Source organism: Luteimonas sp. MC1895 (genome assembly GCF_016457215.1).
Lineage (GTDB): Bacteria > Pseudomonadota > Gammaproteobacteria > Xanthomonadales > Xanthomonadaceae > Luteimonas.
The window spans coordinates 69,232-88,634 of sequence record NZ_JAEMDY010000004.1 but is presented as its reverse complement, the minus strand read 5'-3'; the positions used below and the strand labels follow the sequence as shown (position 1 = coordinate 88,634).

The 19,403-nt window shown below is 72.9% G+C and carries 18 protein-coding genes; 4 read left to right on the top strand and 14 right to left on the bottom strand.

Translation table 11 applies throughout. The features are described from left to right. Nucleotides 1-18 precede the first annotated feature (18 nt). The 4 genes from ntrC to glnA all read right to left on the bottom strand — a co-directional run bounded on the left by ntrC (nucleotide 19) and on the right by glnA (nucleotide 4,873). On the bottom strand, nucleotides 19-1,485 hold the full coding sequence (ntrC, locus tag JG616_RS10860) for a nitrogen regulation protein NR(I) (protein WP_199392577.1): 1,467 nt from the start codon (nucleotides 1,483-1,485) through the stop codon (nucleotides 19-21). Then, complete coding sequence (locus JG616_RS10855; protein WP_235973116.1) at nucleotides 1,472-2,530, bottom strand: ATP-binding protein; 1,059 nt, start codon at nucleotides 2,528-2,530, stop codon at nucleotides 1,472-1,474. The genes ntrC and JG616_RS10855 overlap by 14 nt, the downstream gene beginning before the upstream one ends. 85 nt (nucleotides 2,531-2,615) lie before the next feature. Then, nucleotides 2,616-3,371: an N-acetylmuramoyl-L-alanine amidase gene (locus JG616_RS10850; RefSeq protein ID WP_199392575.1), complete on the bottom strand. Its 756-nt coding sequence runs from the start codon at nucleotides 3,369-3,371 to the stop codon at nucleotides 2,616-2,618. Between the two features lie 92 nt (nucleotides 3,372-3,463). Beyond that, nucleotides 3,464-4,873 (bottom strand): type I glutamate--ammonia ligase, encoded by a 1,410-nt coding sequence (gene glnA, locus JG616_RS10845; protein ID WP_199362996.1) that lies wholly within the window; start codon nucleotides 4,871-4,873, stop codon nucleotides 3,464-3,466. Between the two features lie 250 nt (nucleotides 4,874-5,123). Between glnA and JG616_RS10840 the strand changes: the two genes are divergently transcribed. Together JG616_RS10840 and JG616_RS10835 are read left to right on the top strand one after the other, a co-directional pair. Next, the gene (locus tag JG616_RS10840) at nucleotides 5,124-5,921 is read left to right on the top strand and encodes an undecaprenyl-diphosphate phosphatase (protein WP_199392574.1); all 798 of its coding nucleotides are present in this window, start codon (nucleotides 5,124-5,126) and stop codon (nucleotides 5,919-5,921) included. A gap of 64 nt (nucleotides 5,922-5,985) precedes the next feature. Then, complete coding sequence (locus JG616_RS10835) at nucleotides 5,986-6,813, top strand: META and DUF4377 domain-containing protein (protein WP_199362998.1); 828 nt, start codon at nucleotides 5,986-5,988, stop codon at nucleotides 6,811-6,813. A 61-nt stretch (nucleotides 6,814-6,874) separates the two neighbouring features. Here JG616_RS10835 and JG616_RS10830 read toward each other — a convergent pair whose 3' ends face one another. From JG616_RS10830 to JG616_RS10785, 10 genes are all read right to left on the bottom strand, one after another. Continuing rightward, complete coding sequence (locus JG616_RS10830; RefSeq protein ID WP_199362999.1) at nucleotides 6,875-7,477, bottom strand: YbhB/YbcL family Raf kinase inhibitor-like protein; 603 nt, start codon at nucleotides 7,475-7,477, stop codon at nucleotides 6,875-6,877. A 17-nt stretch (nucleotides 7,478-7,494) separates the two neighbouring features. After that, the gene (locus JG616_RS10825) at nucleotides 7,495-9,567 is read right to left on the bottom strand and encodes a tetratricopeptide repeat protein (protein ID WP_199363000.1); all 2,073 of its coding nucleotides are present in this window, start codon (nucleotides 9,565-9,567) and stop codon (nucleotides 7,495-7,497) included. A gap of 53 nt (nucleotides 9,568-9,620) precedes the next feature. Beyond that, nucleotides 9,621-10,613: an alpha/beta fold hydrolase gene (locus JG616_RS10820; protein WP_199392573.1), complete on the bottom strand. Its 993-nt coding sequence runs from the start codon at nucleotides 10,611-10,613 to the stop codon at nucleotides 9,621-9,623. Further along, entirely contained in the window at nucleotides 10,610-11,410 is an 801-nt protein-coding gene (locus JG616_RS10815) for a lysophospholipid acyltransferase family protein (RefSeq protein ID WP_199363002.1), read from the bottom strand. The genes JG616_RS10820 and JG616_RS10815 overlap by 4 nt, the downstream gene beginning before the upstream one ends. Before the next feature lie 49 nt (nucleotides 11,411-11,459). Beyond that, nucleotides 11,460-11,894, bottom strand: a complete 435-nt coding sequence (locus JG616_RS10810; protein WP_199363003.1) for a hotdog fold thioesterase — start codon at nucleotides 11,892-11,894, stop codon at nucleotides 11,460-11,462. Between the two features lie 73 nt (nucleotides 11,895-11,967). Continuing rightward, a complete protein-coding gene (locus JG616_RS10805; RefSeq protein ID WP_199363004.1) occupies nucleotides 11,968-12,159 on the bottom strand; it encodes a hypothetical protein in 192 nt (63 codons plus the stop codon). Between the two features lie 129 nt (nucleotides 12,160-12,288). Next, nucleotides 12,289-14,190 carry a phospholipase D family protein gene (locus tag JG616_RS10800; RefSeq protein WP_199392572.1) on the bottom strand — a complete coding sequence of 634 codons (1,902 nt, stop codon included), beginning with the start codon at nucleotides 14,188-14,190 and terminating at the stop codon, nucleotides 12,289-12,291. Next, nucleotides 14,187-14,756 carry a YceI family protein gene (locus JG616_RS10795; RefSeq protein ID WP_199392571.1) on the bottom strand — a complete coding sequence of 190 codons (570 nt, stop codon included), beginning with the start codon at nucleotides 14,754-14,756 and terminating at the stop codon, nucleotides 14,187-14,189. Before JG616_RS10795 ends, JG616_RS10800 begins: the two co-directional genes overlap by 4 nt. Beyond that, nucleotides 14,753-15,241, bottom strand: a complete 489-nt coding sequence (locus JG616_RS10790; protein ID WP_199363007.1) for a histidine phosphatase family protein — start codon at nucleotides 15,239-15,241, stop codon at nucleotides 14,753-14,755. Before JG616_RS10790 ends, JG616_RS10795 begins: the two co-directional genes overlap by 4 nt. 29 nt (nucleotides 15,242-15,270) lie before the next feature. Continuing rightward, complete coding sequence (locus JG616_RS10785; RefSeq protein ID WP_199363008.1) at nucleotides 15,271-15,906, bottom strand: ParA family protein; 636 nt, start codon at nucleotides 15,904-15,906, stop codon at nucleotides 15,271-15,273. A gap of 104 nt (nucleotides 15,907-16,010) precedes the next feature. Here JG616_RS10785 and JG616_RS10780 point away from each other — a divergent pair, with 104 nt between their 5' ends. Both JG616_RS10780 and JG616_RS10775 read left to right on the top strand, forming a co-directional pair. Continuing rightward, a complete protein-coding gene (locus JG616_RS10780) occupies nucleotides 16,011-17,498 on the top strand; it encodes an AAA family ATPase (RefSeq protein WP_199392570.1) in 1,488 nt (495 codons plus the stop codon). A gap of 215 nt (nucleotides 17,499-17,713) precedes the next feature. Then, a complete protein-coding gene (locus JG616_RS10775) occupies nucleotides 17,714-19,375 on the top strand; it encodes a DUF2974 domain-containing protein (RefSeq protein ID WP_199392569.1) in 1,662 nt (553 codons plus the stop codon). The last annotated feature ends 28 nt before the right edge of the window (nucleotides 19,376-19,403 follow it).

Sequence of the window (19,403 nt, the reverse complement as noted above, 5' to 3'; positions counted from 1 at the left end):
AGGTTCGCGATGCGTGAGTCACGGCCTGGGGCGCCGCGCGCCGAGCTTGCGGGTCAGGGTGTTGCGACCGAGGCCCAGTCGCGCGGCGGCGTCGCCGCGGTGCTGCCCGGTGTGCGCGAGGGCGGCCTCCAGCAGCACCCGGTCGAGACGCTCGCGGGCCTCGGCGTGGATGCCCTCGGCCTCGGCGGCCAGCCTGGCCATCGCCCAGTCGCGCAGGCCCGACTCCCAGCGGGCCTCGTGCCCGCCCGCCGCATCCGCAGCGTCGGGGCGCGCGGCCGCGTCGGCCACGCCCCAGGCCTCGCGCAGGTCCTCGCCTTCGACCACGTCACCCGGCGCCAGTGCGGCCAGGCGCCAGCACAGGTTCTCGAGCTCGCGCACGTTGCCTGGCCAGTCGTGGGCCTGCAGTCGTGCCAGCGCCTCGCGGGACAGGCGCTTGGCGGGCGCCTGGAAGCGCGCGGCCGCGCGCTGCAGGAAGCGCTCGGCCAGGCGGGGAATGTCGCCGCGGCGCTCGCGCAGCGACGGCAGGCACAGGCGCACCACGTCGAGGCGGTGCAGCAGGTCGGCGCGGAAGCCGCCCTCGCGCACCTTCGCCTCGAGGTCCTGGTGGGTCGCCGCGATCACCCGCACGTCGACCCGGATCAGCTCGCGCCCACCCACGCGGAAGAACTCGCCCTCGGCCAGCACCCGCAGCAGCCGCGTCTGCAGCGCCAGCGGCATGTCGCCGATCTCGTCCAGGAACAGCGTGCCGCCGTGGGCCTGCTCGAAGCGGCCGACGTGGCGGCGCCGGGCGCCGGTGAAGGCGCCGGCCTCGTGGCCGAACAGCTCGCTTTCCAGCAGCTCGGACGGAATGGCGGCGGTGTTGAGCGCGACGAACGGCGCGCGCGCGCGCGGCGACTCGCGGTGCAGCGCGCGCGCCACCAGCTCCTTGCCGGTGCCGGTCTCGCCGGTGACCAGCACCGACAGCGGCGCCTGCGCCAGGCGGCCGATGGCGCGGAACAGCTGCTGCATCGCCGGCGCGTCACCGACGAGGGCATCGTCCGACGCGCCTGCGGGGTCCGCGGTGCCGTCGGCGTCCGCGCCGGCCGTGCGCGCGGCATCGCCGCGCGCGTCGCCCAGCGCGCGCGCGGCCAGCGCGACGGCGTCGTCGAGGTCGAAGGGCTTGGACAGGAACTCCTGCGCGCCGCCGCGGAACGCACCGGCGGTGCTGGCCACGTCGGTGTGCGCGCTCATCACCACCACCGGCAGCGACGGCAGGCGGCGCTTGAGCGCGTCGAGCAGCGCCAGGCCGTCCTGGCCGGGCATGCGCACGTCGGTGAACAGCAGCTGCGGACGCGGACCGCCGCGGTCGAGGGTGGCGAGCACGTCGGCCGCCGTTTCGAAGCCGGTGACCGTGTAGCCCGCGTCGCGCAGCGCGGTGGCGAGTACGAAGCGCACCGCGCGGTCGTCGTCGACGACCCAGACGCGGGCGCCTTCAGCGCCGGGCATGGCCCGCCTCCTCCACGCCAATGCTCCGCGTGCCGGCATCGGCGTCGGCAGGCGCATCGCCCGCGGCCACCGCCGCATACGGCAGCAGCAGGGTGAACACCGTATGCCCGGGCCGCGAACGGAAGGCGATGCTGCCGCGGTGCTCGCGCGCCACCTGCTGCGCCATCGCCAGGCCGAGGCCGCTGCCGTCGGCGCGCCCGGAGACCAGCGGGACGAAGACCTGCCCGGCCAGCTCGTCGGGCACGCCGCGTCCGTCGTCGACGATGTCCAGGCGCAGCGCCAGCGCGTGCAGCTCGCTGCCGATGCGCACGCCACGCTCGGCGCGGGTGCGCAGCACCACCTCGCCGGAGCCGGCCTCGAGGGCATTGCGCACCAGGTTCCAGACCGCCTGCACCAGGCGGTCCGGATCGCCATCGAGCTCGGGCAGGCTGGGGTCGTAGTCGCGCACCAGCTTCACCGCCCAGCCGGCGTCGGCCTCGGCCAGGCGCAGCACGCGCTCGAGCACGGCATGGACGTTGAGCGGCGCGTGCGGCGTGGGCGGCGCCGGATCGAGCAGGCGCTCGACCAGCTGCGCCAGGCGGCCCACCTCGGAATCGATGAGTTCCAGCAGCTCCCGCGCCGAGGCGTCGTCCCCGGGGATCCGCCGACCGAGCAGCTGCGCCGCGCCCTTGAGGCCCGCCAGCGGGTTGCGCAGCTCGTGGGCGAGGCCCTTGAGCGCCGCCGACAGCGCGAGCGGCAGCGCCGCCAGCGGGTCGCCGCCGGGGAATTCATCGACCGGGTGCAGCTCGAGCAGCCAGCCGCCGCCATCGCGCGGCGTCAGCCAGGCCTCGGCGAAGCGCGGGGCCGCTCCGGGATACGACAGGGCGAGGCGCGGGAGGCGGATGACGCCGGAGGGCGCGACCGCCACCGCCGCGGCCAGTGCCTCGCCCTCGACTTCCAGCGCCGCCACGGGCAGGCCCGGCAGGCGTCGGAGCGAGACCCCGAGCCACTGCCCGCTGGCCACGTTCCCGGCCTCGACCACGCCTGCGCGCGAGACAGCGAACATCGGGGTGCTCAGCTGGTCGAACGCGGGGTCGAGGCGAGGCGTCATTGCACCAATCTAGTGCAAGGCCGGGCCGGCGAACAGGGCTTCAGCGCGACGCGGGTACCAGCAGCCCCACCTGGTCCGGCAGCGTCAGCGCATGCAGGATCCGCAGGTCTTCCGCGTCCAGCACGGTGCCGGCATCGCCGCGGAAGCGGAGGCGGAACGCACGGATGGTCGCCTCGCGGTGGGTGGTGTCGTAACCGACCTGCTCCAGCGCGCGCCTGGCATCGAATCCTTCCGGCGCCGGGGGCGCGTCGTCGGCCGGCCAGATGCCGAAGCCCGCCTCGGCCAGGCGCCGCCAAGGAAACAGCGGACCCGGGTCGATCTTGCGCGAAGGCGCCAGGTCGGAGTGCCCGATCACGTGGCTGGGCGGGATGCGCAGGCGCCCCGTGAGGTCCTCCAGCAGGCGCAGCAGCGCCTGCACCTGCGGCTCGGTGAAGGGCTCGCGGCCGTTGTTGTCGATCTCGATGCCGATCGAGGCGGAGTTGAGGTCGGTGATCGTGCCCCAGCGACCGCCACCGGCATGCCAGGCGCGATGGCCGTCGGCAACCAGCTGGTAGATCGCGCCGTCGTCGCCGACCAGGTAATGCGAACTGACCGGCCCGCCGCTGTTGCGCGTGCGCAGGGTGTGCAGGCTCTGCTCGACCGAATCCTGCTCGGTGTAATGAAGCACGATGACGACGGGGCGCCGTTCGTCGAAGTTGGGCGACGGCACCCAGGTCGCCATCGGGTTGCGTGGCGCCTGGTGGACGCAGGCGGAGAGGAGTGCAACGCAGAGCGCGACGGCGGCAAGCTTCTTCATGCATCGCATTGCACCCGGCGCGCCCGCGCGACGCAAGTGCGGACGCGGCCGCTCCGGGAAGGAGCGGCGCTGCAGCCGCACCGGCGGGCGCGTCAGATGGCGTAGTACATCTGGTATTCCAGCGGATGCACCGCGCCGCGGAAGGCGGTGACTTCCTTCATCTTCAGCGCGATGTAGGCGTCGATGAAGTCGTCGCTCATCACGCCGCCGGCCTTGAGGAACTCGCGGTCGGCGTCGAGCGCTTCCAGCGCCTGGTCGAGCGAGTGGCAGACGGTCGGGATGCCCTTGGCCTCTTCCGGCGGCAGGTCGTAGAGATCCTTGTCGCTGGGGCCGCCCGGGTCGATCTGGTTCTTGATGCCGTCCAGCCCCGCCATCATCAGCGCGGTGAAGATCAGGTAGCCCGAGTTCATCGGATCCGGGAAGCGGAACTCCACGCGGCGCGCCTTCGGGTTGGACACGTAGGGGATGCGGCAGGACGCCGAGCGGTTCGACGCCGAGTAGGCCAGCATCACCGGCGCCTCGAAGCCCGGCACCAGGCGCTTGTAGCTGTTGGTGCTGGAGTTGGCGAAGGCGTTGATCGCGCGCGCATGCTTGAACACGCCGCCGATGTACCACAGCGCGGTCTGGCTCAGGCCGCCGTAGCCGTCGCCGGTGAACAGGTTCACGCCGCCCTTGGCCAGCGACTGGTGCACGTGCATGCCGCTGCCGTTGTCGCCGACGATGGGCTTGGGCATGAAGGTGGCGGTCTTGCCGTTGCGGTGCGCGACGTTCTTCACGATGTACTTCATCGTCAGCAGTTCGTCGGCCTTCTGCACCAGCGAGCTGAACTTGGTGCCGATCTCGCACTGGCCGGCGTTGGCCACCTCGTGGTGGTGCACCTCGACCTCGATGCCGACCTGCTCGAGCGTCTTGCACATCTCGGCGCGGAGGTCGTGCAGCGAATCCAGCGGCGCCACCGGGAAGTAGCCGCCCTTGACGCCCGGACGGTAGCCGGTGTTGCCGCCGGCGTATTCGCGGCCGGAGTTCCACGCCGCTTCTTCCGAGTCGATGTGGAAGAAGGTGTGGCCCATCTCGTTGGCGTAGCGCACCGAGTCGAAGATGAAGAACTCCGGCTCGGGGCCGAAGAAGGCCTGCTCGGCGATGCCGCTGGCCTTGAGGTAGGCCTCGGCGCGGCGGGCGATGCCGCGCGGATCGCGGTTGTAGGCCTGCATCGTGGCCGGATCCAGCACGTCGCAGGTCAGGACCAGGGTCGGGTCGGCGGTGAACGGGTCGAGGAAGGCGGTGTCCGGGTCGGGCAGCAGGACCATGTCCGAGTTCTGGATGCCGCGCCAGCCGCCGATCGACGAGCCGTCGAACATCTTGCCGTCCTCGAACAGGCCGGGCTCGATGATCGACTTCGGATAGGTCACGTGGTGCTGCACGCCGCGCATGTCGGCAAAGCGCAGGTCGATGAATTCGACGCGGTGGTCGGTGATCAGCTTTTCGACGGTCTCGAAGGACATGGGGGCTCCGCTGGGATGGTGGCTGGTAGGCCCGGGCTTCCGGGCAGGTCGGACGGAAGGACGCAAGCGCCATGCCAGTCGCAAACCTTTGATTCAACTCGGGCCAGCAAGAATACGGGCGGGACAAAGCACCAGAAAGGTGCACCATTTCTAATGATTGCACCCGAATGATGCAACCTCGATCCGCTATGCTGCCGCGCTTCCGGCGCCGCGCACCGGCACCACCCGCGCCTCCACCACGGACCCACCGATGACCGACCCGCTGGCCGCCCTGCTCCTGGGCATCCTCGAAGGCCTGACCGAGTTCCTGCCGATCTCCAGCACCGGCCACCTGCTGATCGCCCAGCACTGGCTGGGCGCGCGCTCGGACTTCTTCAACATCGTGATCCAGGCCGGCGCGATCCTGGCGATCACCCTGGTGTTCCGCGAGCGCCTGGTGTCGCTGGCCACCGGCCTGGGCGAGGCGCGTAACCGCGACTACGCCATGAAGCTCGCGGTCGCCTTCCTGGTCACCGCCCTGGTCGGCCTGCCGGTGCGCCTGATGGGCTGGGAGCTTCCGGAGACGGTGACCCCCATCGCCTGGGCGCTGGTCATCGGCGGCGTCTGGATGATCGTGGCCGAGCGCGTGGCCGAGCGCCGCAGTCCGGACGGCACCAGCGTGACCTGGACGATCGCGGTACTCGTCGGCCTGGCCCAGGTGGTGGCGGGTGTCTTCCCGGGTACTTCGCGCTCGGCGGCGGCGATCTTCATCGCCATGCTCGCCGGCCTCAGCCGGCGCACCGCGGCGGCCGAGTTCGTGTTCCTGGTCGGCATCCCGACCATGTTCGCGGCCAGCGCCTGGACCTTCCTCGAGCTGGCAATGGACGGCGGGCTGGGCGGCGAAGCCTGGGCCGACGTCGCCATCGCCTTCGCGGCGGCCACGATCACCGGCTTCCTGGTGGTCAAATGGCTGCTCGGCTACATCGAGCACCACCGGTTCACCGGGTTCGCGGTGTACCGGATCCTGCTGGGCGCGGCCCTGCTGCTGTGGCTGCCCGCCGGCGATTGAGGCCCACGCAACCCCGTTCCCGCGCCTCGCGCGTTGACCCAGGTCCCTGCCCCGGAGCCACGCCATGAAGCCACTGCTCGCACTCGTCCTGCCCCTCGTGCTGGCGGCCTGTTCGCCCGGCACCGACGACGCCGCGACCATCGCGACGCCCGCGCCGGCCACGGCCCCGGCGGCGCCGGGCACGACGCCCGCTCCCGACCTCGCGGCCACGCTCGGCGCCTACCACTGGCAGCTCGACGCCGCGACCGCCGCCGATGGCAGCCGCATCGACGCCCTGTTCGCCAACACCGACGCCGCGCTGCAGCTCGACTTCAGCGATGGCCGGGTCTCGATCTCCAACGCCTGCAACCGCATGGGCGGCGACTTCAACCTCGGCGCCGACACCATCGCGGTCGGCACGATGATGAGCACCGAAATGGCCTGTGCCGAGCCACTGATGGCGATGGAGCGCGAAGCCCACACGCGCCTGTCGGGCAGCCATGCGCTCGCGCTGGACGATGGCGCGCCGCCGCGGCTTGCGTTGACCAATGGCCTGGGCGACCGCCTGGTCTTCATCGGCGCGCCGACCGCGCGCACCCGCCACGGCGCCGAACCCGAGCGCGTCTTCCTTGAAGTCGCCGCCGAGCGCGTCGACTGCCACCATCCGCTGATGCCCGGCCACCGCTGCCTGCAGGTGCGCGCGATCCGCTACGACGACGGCGGGATCAGGCAGGACAGCGGCGAATGGGGGCCGATGTACGAAGAGATCGAGGGCTTCGCGCACACGCCCGGCGTGCGCACGGTGCTGCGCCTGGACCGCTACCCGCGCAAGGACGTGCCGGCCGACGCATCGGCCGTGGTGCACGTGCTCGACATGGTGGTCGAGCAGGAGCAGGTGGCTGCCGCCGAATAGGCGGGGTCCGTCGCGGTCGCAGCTGTAGCTGCTCCCATAGGCGTCCGGGTGTGGGCGCGGGTCAGGCGTGCAGGCTGTAGCTGCCCCAGGTCGCGGCCTCGGCCAGCACGTGGCCCTGGATCGCGCGCAGCACGTCGCCGGCGGTGAACCGTTCCGGCAGCTCCAGGCGCGCCACGTCCAGCGCGAACACCCGGAAGAAGTAGCGGTGCTCGCGCAGGTCGTGCGCCGGCGGATACGGGCCGTCGTAACCCGCCCAGTCGCCGCCCATGTCTGCATCGCCGGCGAACCAGCCGGTGTAGTCGTTGAGGCCCTGGCGTGCGCCGTCCGGGCCGGGCGGCGTGCGCTTGCCGCCGCGGGTGACGCCATCGCTGCAGCTGCCGGCGGGGACCGCGGTGACCTGCGGCGGGATGTCGACCATCGCCCAGTGCACGAAGTCGCCGCGCGGATGCGCGACCGGAATCGCGACCTGGTCGTTGGCGACCAGCGCGGGATCGGTGGGCGCGTCGGTGTCGATGCACAGCAGCGCGAACGAACGCGTGCCGTCCGGCGCGCCGCCCCAGGACAGCTGCGGATTGCGGTTGCCGCCGAAGCCGCCGGGCGCGCCGAGGGCGAACTCCGCCGGGATCGGTTGGCCGTGGCCGAAGCTTGCGCTGCTGATGTGCATGGTCGTGCTCCTCGTGGTCAGGCGTCGGGGTAGCCCAGGCGGCGGGCCACCGGGGCCAGGGTGGCGAACGGCCCCGCCAGCAGGCCGGCATAGTCGCGCCAGCCGCCAGCCGGGAAGCGCGCGGCACCGAAGTAGCCGGGCGGCGGCTCGGACAATTCGAGTCCCAGGGCGTCGCGCAGGCGCGCCACGATCGCCACCGGGTCCTCGCTGACCTCGTCCAGGCGCAGCAGGTGGTGCGGCACCAGGTCCTGCTCGTGCAGGTCGGCCAGCTGCGCGAGCGCCCCGGCCAGCCATTCCGCCGCGACCTGCGGCGACGCCAGGGCGAACGGCGTCGAGGATCCGAACGCCAGCCAGTTCAGCAGCATGTCGCGAGGATCGCGGATCACCGCCAGCAGCCGCGCCTCGGGCAGCGCCTCGCGCAGCACCGCGGCATAGGCGTTGTCCCACCACAGCAGCCAGTCGATCACCGCGCCGTCCACGCCGCGCGCGGGCAGCGCACCGCGCCACGAGGCGGCGACCGCGGCCGGCGCCACGGCGCCCTTGGCGATCGCGACCGGGGTGGCGATGTTCTGCAAGGCGTCCGACGGTGGCCGGGCGCCGAAGCGGTCCGGGCGGAACGCGGGCACGGCGCCGGCCAGCAGGTCGGCCACGCGTTCGACCGGACTGCCGGGAAGACCGGCGAGGAAGACCACCTGCGAGGCGGCGGGGTCGGCCGCGGCCTGCTCCGGCCACGCGTCGCGCGCCGGCGACAGGGTCGGCAGCGGCACGCGCTCCGACGCCTGGCGCGCATTGAGCCGCTCCCAGCAGGCCAGCGCGGCCTTGCGGTCGCCGGCGTGGTGGTGGGCGACGCCCAGGCGCTGGCCCAGCAGCGCGTGGTCGCCCGGCGTGTCGGCCCGGGCCAGCAGTGCGTCCAGGCGTCGGGCGGCCTCGGCCGGATCACGCTCCAGCAGGCTGTCGGCGAGCTGCAGCTCGGCGCGCATGTGGCCGGGCGCGCGTTCCAGCAGCGCGCGCGCAACCGAATCGGCCTCGTCCTGGCGGCCTTCGCGGATGCGCAGGGCCAGCGCGGCGTCGAGCGCCTCCAGCGAGTCCGGCATGATCGAGCGCCAGCGTTCGACCAGCCCGGACGAGACCCGCGTGTCGCGCCATTCGAACATCAGGCGCGCGCGCCACAGGTCGTCGCTGTCGGGCGTGGTGGCGAGCGCGGCGTCCAGCGTGCGACGGGCGTCGTCGATGGCGCCCAGGCGGGCCCAGGCCGCCATGATCGCGGACAGCGTGCGCCCGTCGCGCGGGTCGGCGGCCAGCGCCGCGCGCAGCAATTCCAGCCCGCGCTCGGGCCGGCCCGCGGCCAGCTGCAGCTCGCCGGCGTGCCGGCGCAGTTCGGCGGTGGCCAGCGCCGGGTCGGACACCAGGGTCGCGAGCTCGTCGGCCGCCTCGGCCGTGCGGCCCTGGCGCTGCAGCAGCTCCGCGATCAGCAGCCGCACCATGCCGGCCGCCGGCGCGTGCTCGAGCAGGCTGCGGAAGGCCTGTTCGGCGAACGCGAAGTGGCCCTTCGTCATGTGCGCGATGCCCAGCGCGTGCAGCGCAACCACATCGTCGGGCGCGCGCTTCACCGAGTCGGACAGCAGGGCCAGGGCCTCGTCGACGCGGCCACGGCGCAGCGCCAGCGTGCCGGTCACGCCCTGCAGGGCCGGATCGTCCGGCGAGACGCGGGCGGCGAGCCGCGCCAGGCGCTCGGCCTCGTCCAGGTCGTTGCGGCCCATGGCCAGCTGGGCCTGCACGATGTAGGCGCCGAACGCGTTCGGGTTGTTGCCGATGGTGGCGTCCAGCGAGCGCGCCGCGCCCTCCACGTCGCGCTGGCCCAGCAGCAGCCCGGCGTGCTCGAGGTGCAGGGCGGCGTCGTCGGGCGCCAGCACCATCGCGCGCTCGATGGCCGCGCGGGCGCCCGTATCGTCGCCGCTGCTGCGCAGGGCCAGGGCGAGCAGGCGCTGGGCCTGGGCATCGTCCGGCGCGCTGCCGGCAAGGCGGCGGGCGGCGTCAACGGCGGCGGCGGTGTCGCCGCGGCGCAGCGCGTCGAGGATCTGGTCGTGCATCGAGTGGGTTCCTGCAGGCGCTGGGCGCGGAAAACCTCGATTGTAGCCCGCGCCTAATCCGCGCCCGCCAGGCGATCGACCACCCAGCGCTCGGCATAGCCCTCCAGCCGCGGGCCTTCGAGGAAGCCGCAGTGCCCGCCCCAGCGGGCGATCTCGAGGCTGGCGAGGTGCGGCAGCGAGAGGCGCGCGAAGTCGTCGACCGGGATCACCGGGTCGTCCGCGCTGGTCAGGATGGAGGCCGGCACGGCGAGGCCTGCCAGGCGGTCGCCGGCGATCGAGTAGCGGTCGAAGTAGGCGTCGAGGCTGCCGAAGTCGGTGTGCCGAAGCACCAGCCATTCGGTGAGCGCGCGCATGCGGAGGCGCAGCACGCGGTCGTCGAAGCCCACGCGCTCGGGAAACAGCTCGCGCTTGCGCACCAGCGAACGCCGCCAGCTCTGCTCGAAATGGCGCAGGTACAGCGGCAGCCCGCGCTCCATCGCCTCCATCGTGCGCGCGGGGTCCAGCACCGGGCAGACCGCGGCCACGGCGTCGACCTGCAGGCCGGCGGCCGGCGCGCGCAGCGCCAGGCGCAGGGCGAAATTGCCGCCGAGGGAATGGCCGGCCACCACCAGCCTCGGCCGCGGCATGCGCCGGGCGACATCGCTTGCGGCGTGCACCACTTCGTCGATGCGCGCGGAGTGGAAGATGTCGGGATTGAGGTGGTGGCTGCCGCCGTGGTCGCGAAAGTTCAGGCGGAACACGTCCCAGCCCCGGGCCAGGAAGCCCGCCGCCGCCAGGCAGACGTAGGCCGACTCCGCGCTGCCTTCCCAGCCGTGCAGCAGCAGGGCCATGCCCCGCGGCTCCGCGCCCGGGCGCGCCGTGTGCAGGCCGAGCAGGCGCACGCCGTCGCCGCCGTCGACGATGACCGGGCGGGTCTGCGCGCCGGCCTGCCCCAGCGCGGCCAGTCCGCGCCGGCGCCGCGGCGGGCTGCCCGCCAGCACCGACTGCAGGTGCGGGTTGCGCAGCCAGCGCGGCGGACGGTAGCCGCTGGCCGCGGCGGCGTTCACGGCGCGCGCAGCGCCTCGACGATGCGCTCGCGGGCCAGCTTCGCGATCCCCGCCCGGCCCTCGGCCGCGCCCGGCAGCACCGGTTCGAGGAAGACCACGTCGACCGTGCGCGGCGGCTCGCCGAGCAGGCGCAGGAAGTTCTGCAGGAAGTTCTCGCGCGTCTGGAACGCCACCGCGCGCTGGCCTTCGCCGGCGGCCCCGTAGCGCAGCGCCACCGGCTGCACCGGCACCCCGGCCTCGACCGCGGCGGTGAAGATGCGCGCGTGGAACGGCCCGACCTCGTCGCCGTCGCGGGTGCGGCCCTCGGGGAACACGCCCACCGAGCGCCCCTCGCCCAGCCGCAGGCGCATCGCCTCCAGCACGCCGCCCAGCGATTCCTGGCTGCCGCGCTGGTGGAAGATCGTGTCGCCGCGGCGGGCCATCCGGCCCACCACCGGCCAGCCCTCGATTTCCTGCTTGGCGACGAAGCCCATCATGCGCTGGCTGTGCAGCGCCGAGATGTCCATCCAGCTGACATGGTTGGCGACGAACAGGGTCGCGCCGGGCAGCGGCGTGCCGACGCGCCGCATGCGCATGCCGAAGACGCGCATCAGCCCGCCCTGCCAGAACTGCACGATCCGGCTGCGCAGGTCCCGGCCGCCCAGCGTGATCCGCTCGCTGGGCAGGGCCAGGCCGAGCATCACCAGCGGGAGGTGGATGAAGACATGCCAGAGCAGCATCGGCACGCGCAGGGCATAGCGGCCCGCGCGCGCCAGGCGGCCTCCGGCGGGCGCGGTGAGGACGATGGGGGAACGCATGCGCGAACGATACCGGATGGGGATCGCGCGCCGGTAGCGGCGCGAGCGCTCAGGCCGCGGGAACCACCGCGAGGGTGATGCGCGAGATGCAGGCCAGTCGGCCGCGCGCGTCCTCGATGCGGATCTCCCACACCTGGGTGCTGCGCCCGAGGTGCAGCGGCCTGGCGGTGCCGGTCACCCGGCCCTCGCGGACGGCGCGCACGTGGTTGGCGTTGATCTCGAGGCCGACGCAGACCTCGCCTTCGGCCACGCACATGTTGCCTGCGCTGCTGCCGAGGGTCTCGGCCAGCAGCACCGAGGCGCCGCCGTGGAGCAGGCCGTAGGGCTGCAGGGTGCGTGCGTCCACCGGCATGCCGGCGACGAGGTGGTCATGGCCGATGGCCAGGAATTCGATGCCCAGCGCCTCGATCGCCGTGCCCTTGGAGAGGGCGTTGAGCGCGGCCAGGTCGAGGCCGCGGCGGAAGATCGGGGTTTGGGGGGTCATGCCGGGCTCCGTGTCCCGGGCTGGCGCCGGGGGCGGGCCAGCCTAGGACCGGGTCCCCCCCGGGTCAATCGGTTCAGGCGAGACGGAAGCGGGTGAGCGGCTGGCTGCCCGGGGTGTAGCGGCGGCTGGCGGCGTAGCCGCTGCTGCTGCCATAGCCGGTGCCGAAGTCGCGGCTGCGGTAGCGCGGCGCGTGGACGAGCGGGCGGGCGGCGGCGGCGGCGGCGGCGCGGGCGGACGGGGCGGCGTTGGCGTCGGTGCGGTACATGGCGATCTCCATCGGGGGGTGTGTGGCTTGGTGTGTTGGTAAAGTACCACACCACACATCTACCGCAATAGGTCAAAGGTCACGCCTGCCCGTGCCGGAGGGTCCGGCCGACGAACGGTCGTCAGGGCGTCAGAGGATCGGGGCCAGGCCCGCGCCGAAGGCGGTGAAGATGCGCGTCAGGATCGCCTTGAGCCCGATCTGCACTTCGGGGAAGTCGCCCACCGGTTCGTGGCAGTCGCGGAACCGGGGATCACGCGGCGGCGGCGGCGCGGAACAGCCGGGACCGGGGCGGAACTCGTAGCTGGTCGCGTAGCGCGTGGGCCAGAGGTCGAACACCGGCAGCGACTCGGACACCTTGCCCAGCGAGTAGTCGAGCCCCGACAGGACCACCGGGCGGTCGCGCGGCGCGATCACCCAGGCATTGGCCGGCGCCATGTCGCGGCGGATGCTGTCGGCGAGCACGCGCGCGAACGCCCCGTCCTCGATCACCACCGCGCTCTCGGTGTTGTAGTCGTCGCCACGCGGATCGAAGTTGTGCGTGCCGACCACGCCGACGCGCTCGTCGACCACCAGCGACTTCGAATGCAGGCCGAAGCGCACGCCGCCGCGCTGCAGCGGCACGCGCTCGTGCGCCGAGAAGCCCGACCAGCGCAGCGCGGAATACTCGCGTTCCAGCGGCCGCGTGCGTGGTGCGCGGGAGCCGTCGGAGAGCGTCGTCGCCGACGGCGCCTGCGCCTGGCCATCGCCCAGGTCCACCGTGCCGGTCGCCTCGACGTCGATCGGCGCATCCTGCGGGAAGGGCTTGAACTCGTGGATCTCGAAGCCGAACTCGCGCAGGTGGCGGCGCTTGTACTTGTACGACAGCGCGTAGGTGATGAAGGCGTCGGTCGCGGCCAGGCTGTTGGTCGACACCAGCACCCGCGGGGCGTCCTCGCGCTGGTGCAGGCTGGCGAACAGGTCCTGGGCGCCCGGCGACAGCACCAGGTAGGGCGTCTGCAGGATCACTTCCTTGCGCGCGCCCTCGATCAGGTCGAGCAGGCCGCGCGTCGACGGCGCCACGCCCTCGTAATCGGCGCGGTGCTTTTCCGGCGGATCGGAGATGAAGTCGACCACGCCCACCGGCAGCGACTCCGCGGCCAGCGCCTCGACCAGCCAGGGGTCGTCGGCGTCGCGCGAGATGCGCTCCACCCGCTCCGGCAGTTCGAAGGGCGTGTGCGGCAGCGCGGGCACGCCGTCGCGCAGCAGCCGGCGGCCCACGTCGGCCAGGCCCGGCAGGCTCCGGGTCAGGCGCGCGCTCCAGTACTGCTCGAAGCTCGCGGCCATGTCGGCCACCGCGGGGCCGGCCAGGAACAGGTCGCGGTCGCGGAAGTTGTACCCGGGGTCCCAGTCGTAATAGCTGTCCTGGTAGTTGCGGCCGCCGGTGATGCCGACCAGGCCGTCGACCAGCAGCAGCTTGTTGTGCATGCGCTGGTTGAGCCGCCGCCAGCAGCATGCGGCCGCCAGCACGTACTGCGGATAGCTGATGCGCGCGCGCCCGAGCACCGGGTTGTAGATGCGCAGCTCGAAGTTGGCGTGCGCCCCGGCCAGCGCCGCCAGCGTGTCGACCTCGCGCAGCGCCGAAAGCTGGTCGACCAGCACCCGCACCTTGACCCCGCGGCGCGCGGCGGCCAGCAGCTCGTCGAGGAACAGGTGGCCGGCGTCGTCCTCGTCGAAGATGTAGGTCTGCAGGTCCACGCTCTGCTGCGCGGAGCGGATCAGGCTCAGCCGCGCCAGCAGGGCGTCCTGGCCATAGTCGAGGATCAGCGCGTGGTGGCGCGGCGCAGCCGGCGTACTGGCCGCCAGCGCCTCGCGGCCCAACGCGCGCAGCGCGGACGGCGATGCGCAGGCATCGTCACGCGCGCAGTCCACCAGCACCGGCTGCGCCTGCTTCGCGATGCGCGACGCGGCGGCGGCCTGTTCCGGCGAGAGGCTGGCGCAGGCGCCCGCGGCCAGCGCCCAGGCCAGCACCAGCATGCGCAGCAGCGGCTTCACTCTTCGCGGTCCTCCACCAGGATGCGCAGCTCGAAGCGGACCTTGCGCGCGACCACCACCGGCCAGCGGTTGATGCCGTACGCCGCGCGGTCGACCATGCCCGCCGCGCGCACCGGGCAGTCGCGGGCCGGTCGCGCGCACGCGGAGGCGGCGACCGTGAACGCCTCGCGCCGCTCCACATCGCGGATGCTGAGCAGGCCCGGCAGCTGGCCGCCGCGCGCGAGCAGCTCCGGTTCGAAGGGATCCGACAGGAAGGTGATCCAGGGATAGCGCCTGGCGTCGAAGAAGCCGGCGCCGCGGGTCATCTGGGTGCGGCGCGCGCTGTCGAGGATCTCCACGTCGGCCGCCGACAGCGACAGCCGCACCTGCTGGCGGCCATCCGGCAGCCGCGACACCTCTCCGTCAAAGACCGGGAACCGGCCGTCGATCACCTCGCCCCAGCGGGTGACCAGCTGGAAGCCCACCTGCGACGCGGCGGCATCGATGCCGCTTGCCCGGACCGGCGCTGCGCCCAGGACGAGCGCGACGAGGGACAGGCATGCCGGGACGCAGGAGGCACGGCTCACGGCCACCAGAAGTCGGCGAGGCTGGCGCCGCCGGGTTCCACCTCGACCGCCGCCGGCAGCCGCAGGTGCACGATCGAGCCCGGCGGCATCCCGCGGTAGTCGCCCGACTGGCCGCTGTGGAGCAGCGCCGCCAGCCGTTCGAGGCCCGGGTTGTGGCCGACCAGCATCAGCCGGCCGAGGTCGCGATGGCCATCGGCCAGGGCCGCCAGGGTGCCGGGCGTGGCCTCGTAGATCGCGGGCTCCAGGCGCTGGTCGACATAGCCGATCACCGCGAGCACGGCTTCCAGCGTCTCGCGCGTCCGTCGCGCCGGCGAGCACAGCACCAGGTCCGGCAGCAGGTGGTGCTCGAGCAGCCAGCGCCCGGCGGCCTCGGCCTCGGCCTGGCCCTCCGGCGACAGCGGCCGGTCGAGGTCGGCCTGCCCCGGCCCGGCCGCTTCGGCATGGGCGTGGCGCAGCAGCAGGATGTCCCGGGTATCGATGGCCATGATGTCGTTCTCCTTGCCGGGCCCGCCGCTCAGGGCTTGCCCAGCCATTTCAGCAGCGGGGCCCAGTCCGCCTGATGGTCGCGGACCTGGGCCGAACGGTAGTCGAACAGGCTGCGGCCCAGGCCCACCAGCAGCACATAGGCCTGGCTGTCGCGCAGCGTCGCGACCACCGGGTAGGGCCATTGGCCGAGCAGGTCGAGCGTGGCCTGCGAGGCATTCGTCCAGGGCTTCATGCGGTTGGCCACCAGGCCGACGCGCAGCTCGCCGCGGCGCACGCGCGGGTGCTGCGCGAGCGTGTTGAGGAAGTGCACGGTGGCGTCGAGGTCGAGCGCCGAGGGCTGCACCGGCACCACCACCGCATCGGCGTGTTCGAGCCAGGTGTCGAGGTCCTCGGCCATGGCGCCGGCCGGCGCATCGACGACCACGCGCTGGGTGTCGTCGGGCAGGGACTTCCAGACCGCCTTCGCGCGGCGCGCGCCGGAGACCGGGAGCACCGCCGCTTCGAGCCCGGCGCGGCGTTCGGCCCAGCGCGTGGAGGACTGCTGTGGATCGGCGTCGACGAGGACCGTGTGCAGGCCATCCAGGGCCGCATGCGCGGCGAGATGGGTGGCGATCGTGGTCTTGCCCGCACCGCCCTTGGAACTGGCCACCAGCACCGTCTTCATCCGCTCTCCGGTCACGCCCGCCCGTGTTCGCAGTCGAGGGTACACCGCCCCGGCCGACCTGGCGCACATAGAATGCCCGCTCTCCCGACACGTGCACGCGACCGATGAGTGACCTGCAGGACCTGGCCGCGCTGATCCGCGCAGACACCCCCCTGATCATCATCGAGACCCCGGACGAACCGCGGGTGGTCGAGCTGTTCCGCCAGTCGCTGCTGCATGTCTGGCGCGCGCTGTACCGCTGGACGATCACCGAGGGCCTGCGCCGCATCGACCTCGACGGCGAGGACCCGGCCGAGGACGCGCCCGACGCCACCAGCACGCTGCGCGGGATCCACGCCGCCGGGCAGCGCGGCGTCTACCTGCTGCTCGATTTCCACCCCTACCTGGGCTATGCCGGCACCCAGCGCATGCTGCGCGACATCATCCAGCGCCGCGGCTGCCAGCCGCACGTGCTGGTGCTGGTGGGCCACAAGGTCGAGCTGCCGGGCGAGCTCGAGGCCAAGGCGGTGCGCTTCCGCACCCGGCTGCCCGACGCGAACGCGCTGTTGAAGATGGTCCGCGAGGAAGCCACGCGCTACCAGGCCGAGCATGGCGGCCGCCGCGTCGAGGCCGATGCCGAGGCGGTGACGCTGATCGTGCGCAACCTCCAGGGCCTGTCGCTGCCGGACGCGCGGCGCATCGCGCGCCAGCTGATCTTCGGCGACGGCGCGCTCGGCCATGACGACCTGCCGCGGCTGGCGCAGCTGAAGTTCGAGCTGCTCAACCGCAGCGGCCACCTGCATTACGAATACGACACGGCGCGCTTCTCCGACGTCGCCGGTGCCCGTGCGCTGAAGCGCTGGATCGAGCAGCGGCGCGCGGTGTTCACCTCCGGCCGCGCGCCGCCCGGGCTGGACCCGCCCAAGGGCGTGCTGCTGCTGGGCGTGCAGGGCTGCGGCAAATCACTGCTGGCGAAGTCGATCGCCGGCGGCTTCGGCGTGCCGCTGGTGCGGCTGGACTTCGGCACGCTGTACGACAAGTTCCACGGCGAGACCGAGAAGAACCTGCGCACGGCACTCGAATCCACCGAGCAGCTCGCGCCCTGCGTGCTGTGGATCGACGAGATCGAGAAGGGCCTGGCCTCCTCCAGCGGCGATGGCGACGGCGGCGTGTCGCGGCGCGTGCTCGGCTACCTGCTGACCTGGATGGCCGAGCGCAAGGCCCACGTGTTCCTGGTCGCCACCGCCAACCAGGTGCAGGAGCTGCCGGCGGAACTGCTGCGCAAGGGCCGCTTCGACGAGATCTTCTTCGTCGACCTGCCCGATGCCGCTACGCGCGCCGAGCTGTTCGCCCTGCACCTGCGCCGGCGCGGCCTGGAGCCCGGTGGCTTCGACCTCGACGGCCTGGCGGCGGCGGCCGACGGCTTCTCCGGCGCCGAGATCGAGCAGGCCATCGTCTCGGGCCTGTATGCCGCGCATGCCGCCGGCACGCCGCTCGGCGACTTCCTGCTGCGCGCCGAACTCAAGCGCACCCGCCCGCTGTCGGTGGTGATGGCCGAGCAGGTCGACACCCTCCGCAGCTGGGCCCGCGGCCGCACCGTCCCGGCCGACTGAGCCCCCCCTTCTTCTGCCCACCTTCACCTGCCCACCTTCACCTGCCCGCCTTCCCCTGTAGGAGCGGCTATAGCCGCGATCAGGAGCTGCGGCATCGCCATGGCATTGATCGCGGCTGTAGCCGCTCCTACAGGAGGGGGTGCCTAGGGTCGCTCCCAGCTGGCGACTCGCGCGGCCCTGGCTAGGCTGGGGGCATCCAGATCCGGAGTCGGCCCATGAGCCTGTCCATCGCCAGCCAGCTGTCGGTCCCCCAGCAGGCGCGCATCGACGACCGTTTCACCCAGTCGCTGCAGCCGCAACCCTTGCTGATGCTGGTGGCCAACTCCTGGCCGCGCGGCGACGGCAGCTTCGCCAGCCAGGTCGCCGGCACCCAGCCGCAGCCCGACCTCGACCTGCAGCTGGCGATGATGGCCAACGATGTCTATGCCGCCGACAACCCGCAGACCGAACAGGCGCTGCAGGACGCGGGCTGGCAGCGGCTCGAGCCCAGCGCCGACGGCAGCGCCCTGGTCGATGCCGCCGGCAACGAGATCCCGATCGATCCGGCACTCCTGAGCACCGCCGAGGGCTTCGACGCCGCGATCTACCAGAACGAGCAGGGCCAGTACGTGGTCGCCTATCGCGGCACCGACGACTGGGGCCTGGCGCCGTCCGGCGACGCCGACGACAACGGCCTGCAGGGCCTGGGCTTCGAGACCGGCCAGTACCGCGACGCGGTGGCCCTGGCCGAGGCCGCGCAGCGCGCCTTCGGCGAGGGCAACGTGGCGTTCACCGGGCATTCGCTCGGTGGCGGCCTCGCCTCCGCGGCATCGCTGGCGACCGGCATCCCGGGCGTGACCTTCAATGCGGCCGGCATCAGCGACCAGACCCTGGAATCGCTGGGCTTCAACCCCAACGCCGTGCGCGACGATGCCGCCGACAGCGGCCAGTTGCGCCGCTACATCGTCAACGGCGATCCGCTCAACGCCGCGCAGCAGGACGTGCCGCTGATCCCGCTGCTGAACATGTCGCCCCCCAACGCCGTCGGCCACGAACTGCGCATCGACCCGCCCGCGGGCATGGGCGGACTGGGCGACCTGGCCGCCCTGCACGGCGGCGGCGGCGATGGCGCCTCCTACGTCGACGCGCTGAGCCAGAACACCGCCTACGATCCCGCCACCCGCCCGACCCTGTCCGAACAGGCCGGCAGCGCGGTCAACGGCGGGCTGAACGGCCTGGGCGACCTGGCCAACCGCGTGCTGACCGCCGGCGGCGAGCCCGCGCTGGGCTGGGCGGTGGACGGCCTGCTCGACGCGGGCGGCGACGTGCTCGACGCCGGCATCAGCGTCGCCGGCAACATCGCCGTGGACGGCCTCGAGCGCGCCGGCGAATACAACCTCAACCAGCTCGGCAGCGTCCTCCGCCAGGGCCAAGAGCTGTTCGGCGAGCTGCGCGGCAACGGCGCCGAAATGATCGACGGGCTGTCCCAGGCGGGCCAGGAGTTCCTCCAGGGCGATGCCGTCGACGGAACCGCGCAGGCGCTGGGCGACGTGGCCGACTTCGCGATCGACACCGTCGGCAGCCTGGCCGACGGTGCGCTCGGCCTGGTCGGCGACACCACGCAGAACCTCGCCAATGCCGGCGGCGGCCTGCTGCGTGACATCGGCGATGCCACCGGTCTCGACGCGCCGCTCGATGCCGTGGCTGGCTTCGTCGAGGGCGCGGGCCAGGTGGTGAGCGATGCCGCCGACACCGTGGGCGATGCGGTCGACGTCGCCGCCGACGCGATCGGCGACGGAGTCGAGTTCGTCGCCGACGTGGCCGGCGATGTCGGCCAGGCGGTCAGCGACGGTGCCACCTGGCTGGGCGAGAAGCTCAACCCGGTGAACTGGTTCTGATCCGCGCCGCGCCGGTCACGGAAGGCGC